This is a genomic window from Streptomyces echinatus (assembly GCF_014203595.1).
Taxonomy (GTDB): Bacteria; Actinomycetota; Actinomycetes; order Streptomycetales; family Streptomycetaceae; genus Streptomyces; species Streptomyces echinatus.
Window position 1 is genome coordinate 771601 of record NZ_JACHJK010000002.1, and the last position, 16297, is coordinate 787897.

The following is a 16297-nucleotide window of genomic DNA, read 5'->3' on the forward strand; positions in this document are numbered from 1 at the left end:
ACCGTGCTACGTTCGGCCAATGGCCGAATCTGTCGTACTGGATCCGGTGGACCTCCATCTGCTGCGGCTGCTGCAGAACGACGCCCGGACCACCTATCGCGACCTCGCCGCCCAGGTGGGTGTGGCGCCCTCGACCTGCCTGGACCGGGTGACCAGGCTGCGCCGCTCCGGCGTGATCCTCGGCCACCGGCTCCAGCTCGACCCGTCCCGGCTCGGACGCGGCCTGCAGGCACTGCTGTCGGTACAGGTACGGCCGCACCGGCGGGAGCTGGTGGGGCCGTTCGTGGAGCGGATCCGGGTGCTGCCGGAGGCGCGCACGGTGTTCCACCTGACCGGGCCCGACGACTATCTGGTGCACGTGGCCGTCGCGGACATGGCCGATCTCCAGCGACTGGTACTGGACGAGTTCACGGCACGGCGGGAGGTCGCCCGGGTGGAGACCCGGTTGATCTTCCAGCAGTGGGAGTGCGGGCCGCTGCTGCCGCCCGTCCACGCCCAGAGCTGAATCAGCCGATACGTGGGTGACGCGGAGATCCTCCTCGTACGAGGATGGTCGGCATGTCTGAGACCCGGATCACCCTGCCCCGGCAGATCGCCGACGCCTACGTGGACGACCTCATCGCCCTCGACCCCATCACCGGTACGTATCTCGGGGTGAAGGAGAGTTCGAGCAAGCTGCCCGACTACTCGCCCGCGGGCGCGGAGGCGCAGGCGGAGCTGGCGCGGGCCACGCTCGCGAGGCTGGACGAGGCGGAGCGGCAGCCCGGAGCGGACAGCGACGTGGAGCGGCGCTGCGCGCGGCTGCTGCGGGAACGGCTGACCGCCGAACTCGCCGTCCACGACGCGGACGAGCACCTGCGGCGGATCGGCAACATGGGCACGCCCGGCCACTCGGTGCGGGACGTCTTCACGGTCACCCCGGCGGACACGGAGGAGGACTGGGCGGCGATCGCGGAGCGTCTGCGCGCGGTGCCGGGCGCCGTCGCGGGGTACCGCGCCTCGCTCGAACTCGGCCTGGAGCGCAAGCTGTTCGCCGCTCCCCGGCCCACGGCGACGTACATCGATCAGCTCACCGAGTGGACGGACACGGACGGCAAGGGCCGCGGCTGGTACGAGGACTTCGCCGCCGCGGGACCGCAGGCGCTGCGCGCCGAGCTGGACCAGGCCGCCCAGGCGGCGACCGGGGCCCTGGCGCAGCTGCGGGACTGGCTGCGGGACGTGTACGCGCCGGCGATCGAGAGCACCCCGAACGTGGTCGGCCGGGAGCGGTACGCGCGCTGGTCCCGCTACTTCAACGGCACCGACCTCGACCTGGACGAGGCGTACGCCTACGGCTGGGCGGAGTTCCACCGCATCCTCGGCGCGATGAAGGAGGAGGCGGAGAAGATCCTGCCCGGCGCCGGGACGCCGTGGGTGGCGCTCGCCCACCTGGACGAGCACGGCCGGCACATCGAGGGCGTGGACGAGGTCCGCGAGTGGCTCCAGGGCCTGATGGACAAGGCCATCGAGGAGCTGGACGGCACCCACTTCGAACTCGCCGAGCGGGTGCGGCGGGTGGAGTCACGCATCGCCCCGCCCGGCGGCGCGGCGGCCCCCTACTACACGGCCCCGTCGGAGGACTTCTCCCGGCCCGGCCGCACCTGGCTGCCCACCATGGGGCTGACCCGCTTCCCGGTCTACGACCTCGTGTCGACCTGGTACCACGAGGGTGTGCCCGGTCACCACCTGCAGCTCGCGCAGTGGGCTCACGTGGCCCGGGACCTGTCCCGCTACCAGGCCACGATCGGCATCGTCAGCGCCAACGCGGAGGGCTGGGCGCTGTACGCGGAGCGGCTGATGGACGAGCTGGGCTACCTCACCGACCCGGAGGAGCGGCTCGGCTACCTGGACGCGCAGATGATGCGCGCGGCCCGGGTGATCGTGGACATCGGCATGCACCTGGAGCTGGAGATCCCGGCCGACTCGCCGTTCCACCCCGGTGAGCGGTGGACGCCGGAACTGGCGCAGGAGTTCTTCGGCGCGCACAGCAGCCGGCCGGCGGATTTCGTGGAGAGCGAGCTGACCCGGTACCTGACGATCCCGGGCCAGGCGATCGGCTACAAGCTCGGTGAGCGGGCGTGGCTGCTCGGCCGGGACAGGGCGCGCGAGCGGCGTGGCGACGCGTTCGACCTGAAGGCGTGGCACATGGCGGCGCTGTCGCAGGGCTCGCTGGGCCTGGACGACCTGGTGGACGAGCTGTCCCAGCTCTGACCCCCGGCCCGGACCGCCCGAGCCCGGCCGAGCCGGCCGGACTCGGGCGGTCCGCTGCGCAGGCCGGGCTGGTGCGGTGTGGCCGCGCCTGTCGGGCATGCCGGCCCGGCTGCGCCGGTCAGGCGTGGTCTGCCCGGCCGGGCAGACCACGACCGGGCGCGGTTCCGGACGGGATGCGGCTCGGCCGTACGGCCGTCTCCGGGTGGCGCGGGCGGTGGGCGGGCGGCTAGCTGGTGCCCGGGGACCGACGCGGAGAGGCGGGCCGGGCATGCAGGAGTTGGGTCCGGGACCGGAGGGCCTGCGGACACCGCGCGCCGCGGGGCTGGCCGGAGTCGTGTTCGCGCTGCTCCTGGCCGCGATGATCGTCCTGGTCAGGCTGGGAATCCCGGAAGGGGCCGACGCGGCCTCCCTCCAAAGGGCTCCGAGCCCCGGACGGCACACCGCGCTGCGGACGGCACTCGAGCTCGTGCCGTTCGCCGGCCTCTTCTTCCTGTGGTTCATCGGCGCGGTACGCGCGCACGTCGGCGCGGTCGAGGACAAGTTCGTCGCCACCGTCTTCCTGGGCAGCGGTCTGGTCTTCACCGCCATGATGTTCGGCGCAGCCGCGACGGCGGGCGCCGTGCTCGTGGTGCCCCCTCGTCCCGGCACGCTGACGCCGCCGGCCGCCTGGGACTTCGGCCGTCACCTCGCGTACGCGCTGATGACGGACTACGCGATGCGGATGGCGGCCGTCTTCGTCTCCTCCATGTCCGTCATCGGCCACCGCCTCGGGGTCCTGCCGCGCTGGCTCACGATCGTGGGCTTCCTCAGCGCTGTGACGCTGCTCTTCGTCTCGTCGAACGTGCCCTGGGCGGAACTGGTCTTCCCGTTCTGGTCGCTGCTGCTCAGCCTGCACATCCTCGTGGTGAGCCACCGGGACCGGGCCCGGCCTGCGGCCGGATGACACCCGTCCGCGGCGGCCGCTCACTCGATCGGCATGCCCGGCGCGCGGGCCCGCGCCCCGCGCTCGCATGCTGGCGGGCAGGGGATGTCCGCCGTCCGGAGCCGCCCGCGCGAGCCGTGCGGCGGACACCGGGCCTGGCCACCGGAGAGAGCGGAGCGTCGATGAGGCTGGTCGTCGATCTCAACAAGTGTCAGGGGTACGCGCAGTGCGCGTTCCTCGCGCCCGACGTCTTCGCCATGCACGGTGAGGAGTCACTGATCTACAACCCCCGCGCGGACGAGGAACAGCGGGAGCGGCTGGCGCGTGCCGTCGCCGCCTGCCCGGTGCAGGCGATCACCGCCGACGGCCTGGACGGAGCGGCGGACCCTGCGGACGGAGCGGCGGACGGTGCCTCGCGGGAGGCGTCCGATGGCCGCTGACTACCTGGAATGGCTCAGGCGCGAGGGCCGGATCGTGATCGTGGGTGCCTCGCTGGCCGGCCTGCGGGCCGCCGAGACCCTGCGGGCCGAGGGCTTCGCCGGCGAGCTGACCCTGATCGGTGACGAGCCGTACGAGCCGTACGACCGGCCGCCCCTGTCGAAGTCCGTGCTGCTGGGCATGGCCTCCCCGCACCACACCGAGCTGCCCCATCGCTGGGAGATCGACGCGAAGTGGCGTCTCGGGGTCGCGGCGAGCGGGCTGGACCTGACGGCCAAGCGGGTCCGGCTGGCCGACGGGGACGAGGTGGAGTACGACCGGCTGCTCATCGCCACCGGGGTCCGCGCCCGGCCCTGGCCGAAGGAGGACGAGGCGCGGCTGGACGGTGTCTGTCTGCTGCGCACGCGGGAGGACGCGGCGGACCTGTACCGGCGGCTGAAGGCGGGGCCGCGCCGGGTGTTCGTCATCGGCGCCGGGTTTGCCGGTTCGGAGGTCGCCTCCGCGTGTCGGGAGATGGGCATCCCGGTCACCGTGGCGGAGCGCGCGGGCGCACCGCTGGTGGGCGCGCTCGGCGGGGTCGTCGGCGCGGTCGCGGCCGACCTCGCGACCGAGAACGGCGTGGACCTGCGCACCCATGTCACGGTGACCTCGCTGGAGGGCGACCCGGTCGGCAGGGTGCGGGCCGTCCATCTGTCCGACGAGAGTGTGGTCGAGGCGGACGTGGTGGTGGTCTCGCTGGGGTCGCTGCGGAACACCGACTGGCTGGCCGGGTCGGGGCTGGGTGCCGGGCCACGGGGCATCGCCTGTGACGCGGGCTGCCGGGCCTTCGACTTCCGGGGCATCGTCACGGACGACGTGTTCGTGGCGGGCGACGTGGCGCGCTCCCCGCACGCGCTGTTCGGCTACCAGTTCCTGTCGCTGGAGCACTGGGGCAATGCCGTCGCCCAGGCGGAGACGGCCGCGCACAACATGATCTGCCACGGCGCCGACCGGCGGCCGCACCTGTGGATGCCGGCGTTCTGGTCGTCGATGTTCGGGGTGAACATCAAGTCGGTCGGGGTGCCGCCCATGGGCGAGCAGCTCATGATCACGCAGGGTTCGCTGGCCGAGCGCCGGTTCGTCGGCGTCTACGGGTACCAGGGCCGGATCGTGGCCGCGGTGACCTTCGACAACACGCGCTGGCTGGAGTTCTACCAGCGGCAGATCGAGCAGGGTGCGCCGTTCCCGGTGGAGCACCCGACGGTGGACCGGCGTCCCGAGGGCCGCCAGCCGGTGCCGGCCGACTTCCCGGACCCGTCCCTGCCGACCCACGGCCCCATGGTGACCCTCAGCGGTTACTCGCCGGCCGAACAGCAGCTGGTCTTCCATCCCGCCCGCCACTGACCACCCGTCCCCGGCCCCGACGCTCCAAGGACCCGCCATGCCGCACGCCTCGATCATGCGTCAGATCACCGACTTCGCGAACCGCGCCGACCCGTATCCGGTGTATGAGGAACTCCGCGGCACACCCGTGCTCCATGAGGAGGAGGGAGGCCCGTACATCATCAGTTCGTACTACGACATCAAGGCTCTCCTGCACGATCCGCGGATCAGCTCCGACGCCACCAACCTGGCCGCCGCCGGGGACGACGAGCTGGCCCAGTCGGAGGAGACGGGTGGGCTGCCGCCGTCGTTCCTGCGCCTCGACCCGCCCGAGCACGACCGGCTGCGGCGCATCGCCAACAGCGCCTTCGGACCGCCGCACCGGCCACGGCGGATCGAGAGCATGCGGGGCGACATGCGGGAGATCGTCAACGGTCTGATCGACGGTTTCGGGGACGCGCGCGAGATCGACCTGGTCGACCAGTTCGCCTATCCCTTCCCGGTGACGGTGATCTGCCGGCTGCTAGGGGTGCCCCGGGAGGACGAGCCGCGGTTCCGCGCATGGGTCGACCCGCTGGTCGCGAGCCTCGACCCGGACACCCGTCAGGGCGCGGACGCCGAGTTCCAGAAGGAGGCGCAGGAGGCCCGGATGCAGCTCGGCATGTACCTGGCCGGGCTGGTCGAGAAGCGCACCAAGGAACCGCGGGACGACCTGCTGTCCGACCTGGTGAACAGCCGGGGACCGGACGGCTCGATGACGATGATGGAGGTCCTCAGCACCTCGGTGCTGCTGCTGATCGCCGGTCACGAGACGACGGTCAACCTGATCACCAACGGAATGCTGACCCTGCTGCGCCACCCGGACATCCTGCGGCGGCTGGGGGAGGACCCGGGTCTGTCGGTCAACATCGTGGAGGAGCTGCTGCGGTACGAACCGCCGGTGCAGCTCGTGCCGCAGCGCACCTGCATCGCCGACATCGAGGTGCGCGGGGTCACGATCCCGAAGGGCTCGCGGATCTGGCTGGTCCTCGCCGCGGGCAACCGGGACCCGGAGCGGTTCAAGGACCCCCAGCGGTTCGACCCGGACCGCGGGGACATCCAGCACCTGGGCTTCGGCAGCGGCATCCACAGCTGCTTCGGCGCTCCGCTGGCCCGGCTGGAGACCCAGATCGCGCTGTCCGAGCTGGCCCGACGGCTGCGCGACCCGCGCCTGGTCGAGGATCCGCCGCCCTACCGCCCGAACGCCGTGCTGCGCGGCCCGCGGCATCTGAACATCGCCTTCGAGGGACTGGTCTGACCCCACCCGGCCGAGCGGACCGCCGGCGTCGTCCCACCCGGTGCGGGACGCGTACGTCAGCAGCCGCACTCGCCCTCGACGGGTGCGGTCAGCGGGTCGGCGTCCTTGCGCCCCGGGCCCTGCCAGGTCTCGTAGGCGAAGCCCTCCCGCACCCAGTACTCGAAGCCGCCGAGCATCTCCTTGACGTGGTAGCCGAGTTCGGCGAGGGCGAGGGCCGCGCGGGTGGCGCCGTTGCAGCCGGGGCCCCAGCAGTACGTCACCACCGGCACGGACTTGTCGAGGAGCTGTTCGGCCTGCTCCGCAATGAGCGCGGTCGGCAGGTGGACGGCGCCGGGTACATGGCCCTGGTCCCAGGACTCGGTGGAGCGGGAGTCCACGACGACGAAGCCGTGGTCGCCGCCGGCCGCGAGCACGGCGGCCACGTCGGAGACGTCGGCGTGGAAGGCGAGGCTCGCGCGGAAGTAGGCGGCGGCCTCGGCGGGGGCGGCGGGCGCGACGCGCAGGACGGGGTTCTCGGAAGCCGTGTTGATCATGACGTGAAATCTACGGTCCGCGAGCCGCACTCTGAAGAGACGATCCACGGGCTTCCCCTTGCCCCGCCGGGGAATCCCCTGCTATCCATCCGGGATGACCGTGTATTCCCCGGACGCCGTGGACCGGCGCATCCTCGAAGTCCTCCAGCGCGACGGACGGGCCAGCTACGCCGAGCTGGCACGTGCCGTGTCCATGTCGCCGAGCGCCGTCACCGAGCGGGTCCGGCGGCTGGAGGAGGCGGGCGTCATCCAGGGGTACGCGGCGGTGGTCGACCCCGAGCGGCTGGGCCTGTCGATCCTGGCGTTCGTGCGGCTGCGCTATCCGAACGGCAACTACAAGCCGTTCCACGACCTGGTCGCGGCGACACCCGAGATCCTGGAGGCGCACCACGTCACGGGCGACGACTGCTTCGTCATCAAGGTCGCCGCGCGGTCGATGTCCCATCTGGAGCAGGTCTCGGGGCGGATCGGCGCGCTGGGCTCGGTGACGACCAGCATCGTGTACTCGTCCCCGCTGCCCCGGCGCGCGCTGATGGGCTGACCCGCGGTCCGCGGCACGGACCGCGGGGGTTCAGGAGCCGTCCGCGCCCCGCTGGAGCACCCTGGATCCGGCTCGGCCCTTCTCCACCTCCAGTCGCGCGTGGATCCGGCGGCGCAGGTCGGCGACATGGCTGACGATGCCGACGCTGCGGTCGCGTTCGCGCAGGGAGTCGAGGACGTCCAGGACCTCGTCCAGGGTCTGGTCGTCGAGGCTGCCGAAGCCCTCGTCGATGAAGAGGGTGTCCAGGCGGACGCCGCCCGCCTCGTCGGTGACGACGTCGGCGAGACCGAGGGCGAGCGCGAGGGAGGCGAAGAAGGTCTCGCCGCCGGACAGGGTCGCGGTGTCCCGTTCCCGGCCGGTCCAGGCGTCGACGACGTGCAGCCCGAGCCCGCTGCGTCCGCGCCCGGTCCGGTCGTCGGAGTGGACGAGGGTGTAGCGGCCCGAGGACATGCGCTGCAGCCGGACGGTCGCGGCGGCGGCGACCTGTTCGAGGCGGGCGGCCAGGACGTACGACTCCAGGCGCATCCTGCGTTCGTTGTCGGCGGAGGTGCCCGCGGTGAGGGCGGCGAGCCGGGCCACCCGGTCGTACTCCTCGCGCAGCGGGGCGAGCCGGCGCACCGCCTCGGCGGCCCGGGCGGAGAGGCGGTCCAGTTCGGTGCCGCAGCGGGCGGCGGCGTCGCGCGCGGAGGCGGCCTCGCGCAGCCGCCGTTCCGCGTCGGCCGCCGCCCGCTCGGCCGAGGCCGGGTCGGCGGGCGGCCGCTGGGCGGCCGCCGCGGTGCCGGCCTCGGCGAGGACCGCGCGCACGGCGGCCTCCTCCTGCTGCCAGGCGTCCAGGCGGTGTTGCAGCTCGCGGTGGGCGGCGGGGTCCAGGAGGGCCGCCGCGGCGTCCCGCGGGGTGTCGAAGCCCGCCCGGTAGGCGGCGTCGGCGAGACGGGCGTCGGCGTCCTTCAGCCGCTGGGCGGCCTCCTCCGCGGCCCGGACGGCGTCGGCGGCCTCGGTGAGCTGTGCCGCCCGCCGCTCCAGCTGCGCGGCACGGGCGGCCACGCTGTCGGCGCCGCCCCGCGCCTGTGCCAGCTCGGCTTCCAGCTGGGCCTGTTCGCGCTCCAGGGTGTCCCGGCGGGTGAACCGGGAGGCGGCCCGCACGGCGGCCTGCTGGCGGTCGGCGAGCCGCCGCTCGCGCTCCCGCTCGGCGCGCCGCAGCTCCTCCTGGGCGGAGTGCAGGGTGGAGGCCGCGCGGCGGGCGCGGGTGTACTCCTGTTCCAGTTCGGCGGCCTCGGCGGCCAGCCGGTCGGTGGGCGTGTCACCGGCCTCGGCGGTGGCGGCGGCCAGCGCCTCGCGGACCACGCCGAGGCGCCGCTCGTCCTCGGTGTGCCGCTCCTCGGCCCGCCGGGAGGCGGTGAGGGCGCGGTCCTCGGTCTCGCGGTCGACGTGTCCGGCGACCTTGCGGGCGGGGGCGGGGTGGTCGGTGGCTCCGCAGACCGCGCAGGGTTCGCCGTCGGTGAGGTGGGCGGCGAGTTCGGCGGCGATGCCGGTCAGCCGCTGCTCCTTGAGGTCGAGCCAGTGGGCGCGGGCGTCGAGGGCGTCCTGCCGCGAGGCACCCGCGCTCCGCAGGGCCTGCTCCAGGTCGGCGGCGAGGCGGTCGCGGGTGCGGGCCGCGTCGAGGCGCCGCTGCATGGGGGCGCGCTGGACGGCAAGCTGCTCGGCGCGGGTGGCGGCCTCCTGGGCGGAGTCGACGCGGGTCTGGTGGGCCGCGCGGGTGGCGTCCCAGTCGGCGAGCCAGGCGTCGGCCTCGCGCAGGACGTCCTCGTCCTCGCGCTCCTGCCGTTCGAGTCCGGCCCGCTCCTCGGCGAGTCCGGTGAGCCGGTGTTCGGCGCGCCGGGCCGCGTCGAGGCCGCCCAGTTCCTCGGCGGTCCGGCGGGCGGCGGCGGCGAGGCCGCTCGCGCCGTCGCCGGCGTGGGTGCCGGGGAGGAGTCCGCGCGCCCGGGTCTCGGCCGCGGCGGCCCGGCGGTGTTCCGCCTCGGCGGCCTCCCGCAGCTCCAGGGCGGGCGCGACCGCCTCCGCCTTGCGGGCCCGCTCCATGCGCTCCTGCGCCTGGCGGTGGGCTCCGGCCCGCTCCTGGAGGCGCTCGGCGCGCTGCCGGGCCTCGGCGAACCTGCCCTGCAGGCGGGCGAGTTCGCGTTCCTCGTCCAGGGTGCGCCGGGCCGCCGCGTGGGCGGACTCGGTGGCGGCGAGGCGGCAGTGGGCGACGGTGAGACGTTCCCGGGCGGTGCTGCGGGCGACGGCGGCGGCGGCGAGGACGGTGCCGGCCAGGCCCGGGTCACCGGGGGCCAGCTCCGGCAGTTCCATGGCGTCGCCGGCCTCCTGCTGCATGCGGTGGGCGTCGGCGAGCAGGGCCGTGTCGCCCTCGCGCACGCGTGCCTCGGTGGCGCGGCGGCGTTCGGCCAGGCGCTTCTCGACGTCGGCGAAGCGCTGGGTGTCGAAGAGCCGGCCGAGGAGTCTGCCCCGGGCCTCGGCGTCGGCGCGCAGGAAGCGGGCGAAGTCGCCCTGGGGCAGCAGGACGACCTGGCAGAACTGCTCGCGGCTCATGCCGAGCAGCTGCTCGATCTCGGTGCCGATCTCCTGGTGGGAGCGGCTCAGGTCCTTCCAGGCGCCGGCCTGGGCGTCGTACGCGCGCAGCCAGGTCTGGGCCTTGTCGACCGTCATGCCCTTGCCCCGCAGCTTGCGCCGTTCCCACGGGGGCTGCCGGGTGATCTCCAGCCGGCGGCCGGCGACGGTCAGTTCGAGGCGGACCTCGGTGCGGGTGCCGGGCTGGGCGTGGTCGCTGCGCAGGTTCATGCCCTGGCTGCTCTGCCGGGCGCCGGGGACAGTGCCGTAGAGGGCGTAGCAGACGGCGTCCAGGACGGAGGTCTTGCCCGCGCCGGTCGGCCCGTGCAGCAGGAACAGCCCGGCGGTGGACAGCGCGTCGAAGTCGACGCTCTGGGGGCCGCCGAAGGGCCCGAAGGCCGTGATGTCGAGCCGGTGCAGCCTCACCGGGCCACCTCCCGCACCGCGTGGTCGGCGCGCACGGCGTCGAACGCCTCGCGCAACACGGCCGCCTCGTCCTCGTCGGGTCCGGCGCCGCGCACATGGGCGACGAAGTCCTGGGCGATCTGCTGGTCGCCGCGGCCGGCGAGGCGGCGGGCGTACGACACCCGGGGGTCGTCCTGGGTCCGCTCGGGGTCGAAGACCAGGCTGATGGTGTGCGGGAAGCGCTCGGTGAGCCGGGCCATGGGTTCGGCCGGGCGGACCGGGTCGGTGAGGGTGGCCTCGATCCAGGCGTCCTCGTGACGGGTCAGTCCCGGGTCGGCGAGGAGGTGGTCCAGGGTGCCGCGGACGCGGGCCAGCGGGCGCGGCACCGGGCAGTCGAGGCGTTCGGCGCCGACGGAGCCGTCCGCGTCCAGGTCGATCAGCCACATGCTCTTGCGGTGGTCGGTCTCGGAGAAGGAGTAGGCGAGCGGCGAGCCGGAGTAGCGCACACGGTCGGTGATGGTCTGGCAGCCGTGCAGGTGGCCGAGCGCCGTGTAGTCGACGCCGTCGAAGATCGCGGCCGGTACGGCGGCCACCCCGCCGACGGTGATGTCCCGCTCGCTGTCGCTGGCCTGGCCACCGGTGACGAAGGCGTGGGCGAGGACGACGGACCGGGTGCCCGGCGCGCGTGTGGCGAGGTCGGCGCGGACGCGGTCCATGGCGGCACCGAGGACGGCCTCGTGGCCGGCCCTGTCGACGGCGAACTCGTCCTTCACCAGGGCCGGTTCGAGGTAGGGCAGGCCGTAGAAGGCGACGTCGCCGTGGGCGTCGCGGAGGATCACCGGGGTGCCGGCGGCGGACGGCTCGGTGCGCAGGTGGATGCCCGCGCGGTCGATGAGCCCGGCGCCGACGCCGAGGCGGCGGGCCGAGTCGTGGTTGCCGGAGATCATCACCGTGGGCACGCCGAGGTCCGCGAGACGGTGCAGAGCGGTGTCGAACAGCTCGACCGCGGCGAGCGGGGGCACCGCGCGGTCGTACACGTCGCCCGACACGACCACCGCGTCCACGTCGCGCTCACGCACGGTGGTGACGAGGTGACCGATGAACTCGGCCTGGGCCCCGAGCAGGTTCACCCGGTGAAAGGCCCGGCCGAGATGCCAGTCGGACGTGTGCAGGAGTCTCATGAGCCCCGAGACTAACGGCCGGGTGCGACATCGCGGCCGGTAACTCCCGTCCTGGTCCCGTCGCCTGTCTCCTCCCGTGTCGGCGGCCCCGCACCGGTGACTCCGGCGGCACGGGGCCGGCGGGTCGCGTTCCGGCCACTGTCGGGCGTGAGGCCACGGGGTGTTCGAGCCGCGGTCACGGGCCGGACACCGGGGGGAAGAGCCTCCCTGTCGGTCACCGACGCGTCGGTTACGGAGACTTTCGGCCAATGTGAGAAGAAGCACTCCGGGGCGCCCCCGCCTGCCCGGAGCGCATCGCCGCCGAGCTGCCAAGGGGTTCGAGGCGCGCAACGGCGAGTACCGCCATGTCGTCCGCGGCGGTGTCGTGACCATCTACCGGTCGGGCCGGCGGACCGGAGCGGAGGACCTGACGCCGGAGCCGTCACCGTCCTGACTCACGCGTCGCCGTACGCCTCCCCGCCCAGTTCCAGGCCGGCCGTGCCCGCCGTGGCATCGGCGAGCCACCCGCGGAAGGCGTCCACGTCGGCGTCCGGGAGGGCGATCTCGAGGGTGACGGCCTCGCCGTAGCGGACGTCCCGCACCTCGCGGCCGGTCGCGCGCAGATCGTTCTGGACCTTGCCGGCCCGCTGGTGGTCGACGGTCACCGTGGCCAGCCGGAAGCGGCGCCGGGTGATCGTGCCGAGGGTGTCCAGGGCCTCGCCGACCGAGCCGCCGTAGGCGCGGATGAGTCCGCCGGCACCGAGCTTGACGCCGCCGTAGTAGCGGGTGACCACGGCGACCACGTACCGCATGTCGCGGCGCAGCAGCATCTGCAGCATGGGCACGCCGGCGGTGCCGCCCGGTTCACCGTCGTCGCTGGCCTTCTGCACGGAGGCGTCGGCGCCGATGACGTACGCCCAGCAGTTGTGGGTGGCGTCGGCGTGCTCCTTGCGCACGGCGGCGACGAAGGCCTGGGCCTCCTGCTCGGTGGCGGCCGGGGCGAGGGCGCACAGGAAGCGGGAGCGGTTGATCTCGGTCTCGTGCACGCCCGCGCGGGCGACTGTGCGGTACTCGTCCTGCATCCCGCCAGCCTATGTGAACGCCGGGATGCGCTTCGGTCACCTCTTCTTCCCGCGCGGGACCGTGAACGAGGTGAGCAGGGCCGCGCCCGGGGCGAGGGCGGGCCAGCCGGTGCCGTGCCAGGTGAGCACGGCGATCGCCGAGGTCGGGAACTTCTCCCGCAGCCGGTCCAGTGTGTCGTCGAGGCCGTCGGCGGCCAGCGCGCGCACCAGCTCCTCCAGGCCGGGGTTGTGCCCGATGAGCAGCAGCGTCCGTACGTCCGCCGGCACCTCGTGCACGACCTCCAGCAGGTCTCCCACGTCGGCGGCGTACAGCCGCCGGTCGTAGTGGACCGGCGGCGGAGTGGCCCACTCGGCGGAGACCAGCTCCCAGGTGCGGCGGGCCCGTACGGCGGTGGAGCAGAGGGCGAGGTCGGGCAGGGAGCCGGCCGCGAGGGCGCGCCCGGCGGCCGGTGCGTCGCGCAGGCCGCGCGGCGCGAGCGGCCGGCGGTGGTCCTCGACGCCGTCGGGCCAGTCGGACTTGGCGTGCCGCAGCACCAGCAGCCGGCGCAGCGGGCCCGCGCCGGCCGGTGCGCTCACGCGAGGCTCCCCAGGTCGCGCGCGAGGTCCAGGGCGAGCAGCCGGTCGGCGTAGGCGTAGGTCTCGAAGCGGGCGCCGTCCGGGATGCCGGGCGCGCTCTCGACGTCCCGTAGGACGCCGAGCACCGCGGGCACGTCCAGGTCGTCCTCCCAGGCGGCGCGCAGCCGCGCCCGCACCTCGTCGGGAACCGGCCGGGAGGGCCGCCGTGCCCAGCCGGCGACGGCCCGCCGCCATCGGGCGAGGCACCGCGCGGCGTCGTCCAGTGCGGCCCGGTCCAGCCGTACGGGTTCGCTCCGCGGGACGGCGAGCAGTGCGAGGCGGAAGGCGGCGGGGTCGGCGAGGAGCGCCTCCAGCGCGGCGGGGGCGACCTGGGCCACGTCCATCACCGGCCCCTCCCCGATGGTGCCCCCGGAGTCCCGCTGGGCCACATGGACGGCCTGGGCGTCCCCGAGGCCCGACGCGAGGTCGCGGCCGTCCTCGAAGGGGCGGATGGCGAGCCGTTCGGCGGCCGTGCGGAGTTCGGGCTGGTCGCGGGGGGCGGTGAGGGTCGTCCAGACCGGGGTGCCGCCGAGTTCCAGGGCCCGGACCAGCAGGTCGGCCGTGAGCAGCACCCGCAGGGCCGTGGGATCGAGGCCGGAGGCGTGCGCCTCGATACGGGTCAGGCCGCGGCGGGCGGGCGCGGCGGGGACGGGCTCACCGGTTCGGGCGTCGAGGATGCGCAGCACGGGGCGAGCGTAGGCGGCCGGACGGCTGTATGCAGCAGCTTGCGCCGATTCCGGACAGCGTGGCGGGGTACGACGGGAATCCCGACCGGCCGGGGCGATGTTGCCACGGCACACAGTTCCCCGCAGCCCGAGGAGGCGGCCGATGTACGGCGACGAAGCGACGATCCGCAGGATCCTGACCGAGCTCGGCGACACCTGGGCGGTGGTCGGCCTGTCCTCGAACCGGAACCGGGCCGCCTACGGGGTGGCGCAGGTGCTGCAGCGGTTCGGCAAGCGGATCGTGCCGGTGCACCCGAGCGCCGAGACGGTGCACGGAGAGCGGGGCTACGCCTCCCTCGCGGACATCCCCTTCGGCGTGGACGTGGTCGACGTGTTCGTGAACAGCGACCTGGCCGGCGCGGTGGCGGACGAGGCCGTGGTGAAGGGCGCGCGGGCGGTGTGGTTCCAGCTGGGAGTCGTCGACGAGGCCGCCCATGAGCGGACCCGGTCGGCGGGTCTGGAGATGGTGATGGACCGCTGCCCGGCGATCGAAATTCCCCGCCTGAACTAGTGACTCTTCGTCTTCATCACAATTCCCAGCTGAATATTGACATTCGTCCGACGCGTCTGACCTGTGTGAAGGCTGTTACCAAGACAGGCAAGATCCCGGGTCAAGTTTTGTAAAACAGTCTTTTGCCGACGCGGAATGTCTTCCTAGCCTGTGGCCTCCTTGCTCGTTAATTCTGCGTTCATGAACTGAGAGGCCACTTGACATGGCGAAAGTCGACGCCCTGCCACAGGCCACGACGGAGTCCGGCGGTCTACGCCGGGACGTCGGACTGATCGGACTGATGTGGGCCTCCGTGGGCTCCATCATCGGATCGGGCTGGCTGTACGGCGCCGAGAAGGCGGTCGTCGTGGCCGGCCCCGCGGCGATCATCTCGTGGGTGATCGGCACGGTGGCCATCGTGCTGCTGGCGCTCGTGCACGCCGAGCTCGGCGGCATGTTCCCGGTCGCCGGCGGCACGGCCCGCTATCCGCACTACGCCTTCGGTGGCCTGGCCGGCATGTCCTTCGGCTGGTTCGCCTGGCTCCAGGCGGCGACCGTGGCGCCGATCGAGGTCGAGGCGATGATCGGCTACGCCGGTCACTGGAAGTGGGCCCAGAGCCTGCAGCACGCCGACGGAACCCTGACGACCAGCGGTTTCGTCTCCGCCGTCGCCCTGATGGCGGTCTTCGTCGGCGTCAACTTCTTCGGCGTCCGTGCCCTGGCGCACACCAACAGCGCCGCCACCTGGTGGAAGATCGCCGTCCCGCTCGCGGCGATCTTCATCATCGCGGTGGGCAACTTCCACGGCAGCAACTTCACCTCGGAGGGCTTCGCGCCGTTCGGCATGAAGGGCGTCCTCGGCGCCATCAGCTCCAGCGGCATCATCTTCGCGCTGCTCGGCTTCGAGCAGGCGATCCAGCTGGCCGGCGAGAGCCGCAACCCCAAGCGCGACCTGCCGCGGGCGACCCTCGGCTCGGTGGCGATCGGCGCCGTGATCTACATCCTGCTGCAGATCGTGTTCATCGCCGCGCTGCCGCACGCCTCGTTCGCGCACGGCTGGGCCAAGCTCGACTTCGAAGGCATCAGCGGCCCCTGGGCGGGCCTCGCGACCCTGGTGGGCCTGGGCTGGCTGGGCTGGGTGCTCTACGTCGACGCGATCATCTCCCCCGGCGGCACCGGCCTGATCTACACCACCGCCACCTCCCGCGTCTCCTTCGGTCTGGCCAAGAACGGCTACGCGCCGAAGGCCTTCGCCAAGACCGACAAGCGCGGCGTACCGTGGTTCGGCCTGCTCATGTCGTTCGTCACCGGTGTGGTCTGCTTCCTGCCGTTCCCGAGCTGGCAGGAGCTGGTCGGCTTCATCACCTCGGCCAGCGTGCTGATGTACGCGGGCGCGCCGCTGGCGTACGGCGTCTTCGCCGACCGGCTGCCGCACCTCGAGCGCCCCTACCGGCTGCCGTTCGGCAAGTTCATCTCGCCGGCGTCGTTCGCGGTCGCGAACCTGATCATCTACTGGGCCGGCTGGGACACCCTGTGGCGACTCGGCTTCGCGATCCTGCTCGGTTACGTGCTCCTCGGCTCCTACGCCTGGTACGCCACCGCGACGCGGAAGCCGGACGCTCCCCGGATGGACTTCAAGGCGGCGCAGTGGCTGCCCGGCTACCTGCTCGGCCTGGGCGCGATCTCCTGGCTGGGCGGCTTCGGCGGCCGCGGCTCCATCCCGATGTACTGGGACATCCTGGTCGTCGCGGCCTTCTCCCTGGTCATCTACTACTGGGCCAAGGCCACCGCGTCGAACGCCGAGGCGATCGAGCGCAGCATCGACGAGGTCGTGGTGACGGACATGCCCGCGCACTGACCCGCTCCCGCGTCA

The 16297-nt window shown here is 73.4% G+C and carries 15 protein-coding genes; 9 read left to right on the top strand and 6 right to left on the bottom strand.

Annotated elements, in window-relative coordinates:
* Positions 1-19 precede the first annotated feature (19 nt).
* The 6 genes from FHS34_RS08055 to FHS34_RS08080 all read left to right on the top strand — a co-directional run bounded on the left by FHS34_RS08055 (position 20) and on the right by FHS34_RS08080 (position 6269).
* Entirely contained in the window at positions 20-505 is a 486-nt protein-coding gene (locus tag FHS34_RS08055) for an Lrp/AsnC family transcriptional regulator (RefSeq protein WP_184962613.1), read from the top strand.
* Positions 506-558: 53 nt separating this feature from the next.
* Positions 559-2250 (top strand): DUF885 domain-containing protein, encoded by a 1692-nt coding sequence (locus FHS34_RS08060; protein WP_184962615.1) that lies wholly within the window; start codon positions 559-561, stop codon positions 2248-2250.
* Positions 2251-2518: 268 nt separating this feature from the next.
* Complete coding sequence (locus FHS34_RS08065) at positions 2519-3193, top strand: hypothetical protein (RefSeq protein ID WP_184962617.1); 675 nt, start codon at positions 2519-2521, stop codon at positions 3191-3193.
* 161 nt (positions 3194-3354) lie between these two features.
* Positions 3355-3612, top strand: a complete 258-nt coding sequence (locus FHS34_RS08070; protein ID WP_184962619.1) for a ferredoxin — start codon at positions 3355-3357, stop codon at positions 3610-3612.
* Positions 3602-4993, top strand: a complete 1392-nt coding sequence (locus FHS34_RS08075) for an NAD(P)/FAD-dependent oxidoreductase (RefSeq protein WP_184962621.1) — start codon at positions 3602-3604, stop codon at positions 4991-4993. The genes FHS34_RS08070 and FHS34_RS08075 overlap by 11 nt, the downstream gene beginning before the upstream one ends.
* Positions 4994-5030: 37 nt before the next feature.
* Positions 5031-6269 (top strand): cytochrome P450, encoded by a 1239-nt coding sequence (locus tag FHS34_RS08080; protein WP_184962623.1) that lies wholly within the window; start codon positions 5031-5033, stop codon positions 6267-6269.
* A 56-nt stretch (positions 6270-6325) separates the two neighbouring features.
* Here FHS34_RS08080 and FHS34_RS08085 read toward each other — a convergent pair whose 3' ends face one another.
* Positions 6326-6802, bottom strand: coding sequence for a rhodanese-like domain-containing protein (locus FHS34_RS08085; RefSeq protein ID WP_184962626.1), 477 nt, complete (start codon positions 6800-6802; stop codon positions 6326-6328).
* A gap of 94 nt (positions 6803-6896) precedes the next feature.
* On the opposite strand from FHS34_RS08085, the gene FHS34_RS08090 reads away from it, so the two are divergent.
* Positions 6897-7343, top strand: a complete 447-nt coding sequence (locus tag FHS34_RS08090; protein WP_184962628.1) for an Lrp/AsnC family transcriptional regulator — start codon at positions 6897-6899, stop codon at positions 7341-7343.
* Positions 7344-7373: 30 nt separating this feature from the next.
* Here the strand turns inward: FHS34_RS08090 and FHS34_RS08095 are convergent, their stop codons facing one another.
* The 5 genes from FHS34_RS08095 to FHS34_RS08115 all read right to left on the bottom strand — a co-directional run bounded on the left by FHS34_RS08095 (position 7374) and on the right by FHS34_RS08115 (position 13895).
* Positions 7374-10373: an AAA family ATPase gene (locus tag FHS34_RS08095; protein ID WP_184962630.1), complete on the bottom strand. Its 3000-nt coding sequence runs from the start codon at positions 10371-10373 to the stop codon at positions 7374-7376.
* The gene (locus FHS34_RS08100; protein ID WP_184962632.1) at positions 10370-11533 is read right to left on the bottom strand and encodes an exonuclease SbcCD subunit D; all 1164 of its coding nucleotides are present in this window, start codon (positions 11531-11533) and stop codon (positions 10370-10372) included. The genes FHS34_RS08095 and FHS34_RS08100 overlap by 4 nt, the downstream gene beginning before the upstream one ends.
* A 434-nt stretch (positions 11534-11967) precedes the next feature.
* Positions 11968-12594 (bottom strand): YigZ family protein, encoded by a 627-nt coding sequence (locus FHS34_RS08105; protein WP_184962634.1) that lies wholly within the window; start codon positions 12592-12594, stop codon positions 11968-11970.
* A 36-nt stretch (positions 12595-12630) separates the two neighbouring features.
* Positions 12631-13170 carry a SixA phosphatase family protein gene (locus tag FHS34_RS08110; protein WP_184962637.1) on the bottom strand — a complete coding sequence of 180 codons (540 nt, stop codon included), beginning with the start codon at positions 13168-13170 and terminating at the stop codon, positions 12631-12633.
* Entirely contained in the window at positions 13167-13895 is a 729-nt protein-coding gene (locus FHS34_RS08115) for a hypothetical protein (RefSeq protein WP_184962639.1), read from the bottom strand. The genes FHS34_RS08110 and FHS34_RS08115 overlap by 4 nt, the downstream gene beginning before the upstream one ends.
* Before the next feature lie 142 nt (positions 13896-14037).
* On the opposite strand from FHS34_RS08115, the gene FHS34_RS08120 reads away from it, so the two are divergent.
* Positions 14038-14445, top strand: coding sequence for a CoA-binding protein (locus FHS34_RS08120; protein WP_184962640.1), 408 nt, complete (start codon positions 14038-14040; stop codon positions 14443-14445).
* Positions 14446-14647: 202 nt separating this feature from the next.
* Entirely contained in the window at positions 14648-16282 is a 1635-nt protein-coding gene (locus FHS34_RS08125; protein WP_184962642.1) for an APC family permease, read from the top strand.
* The last annotated feature ends 15 nt before the right edge of the window (positions 16283-16297 follow it).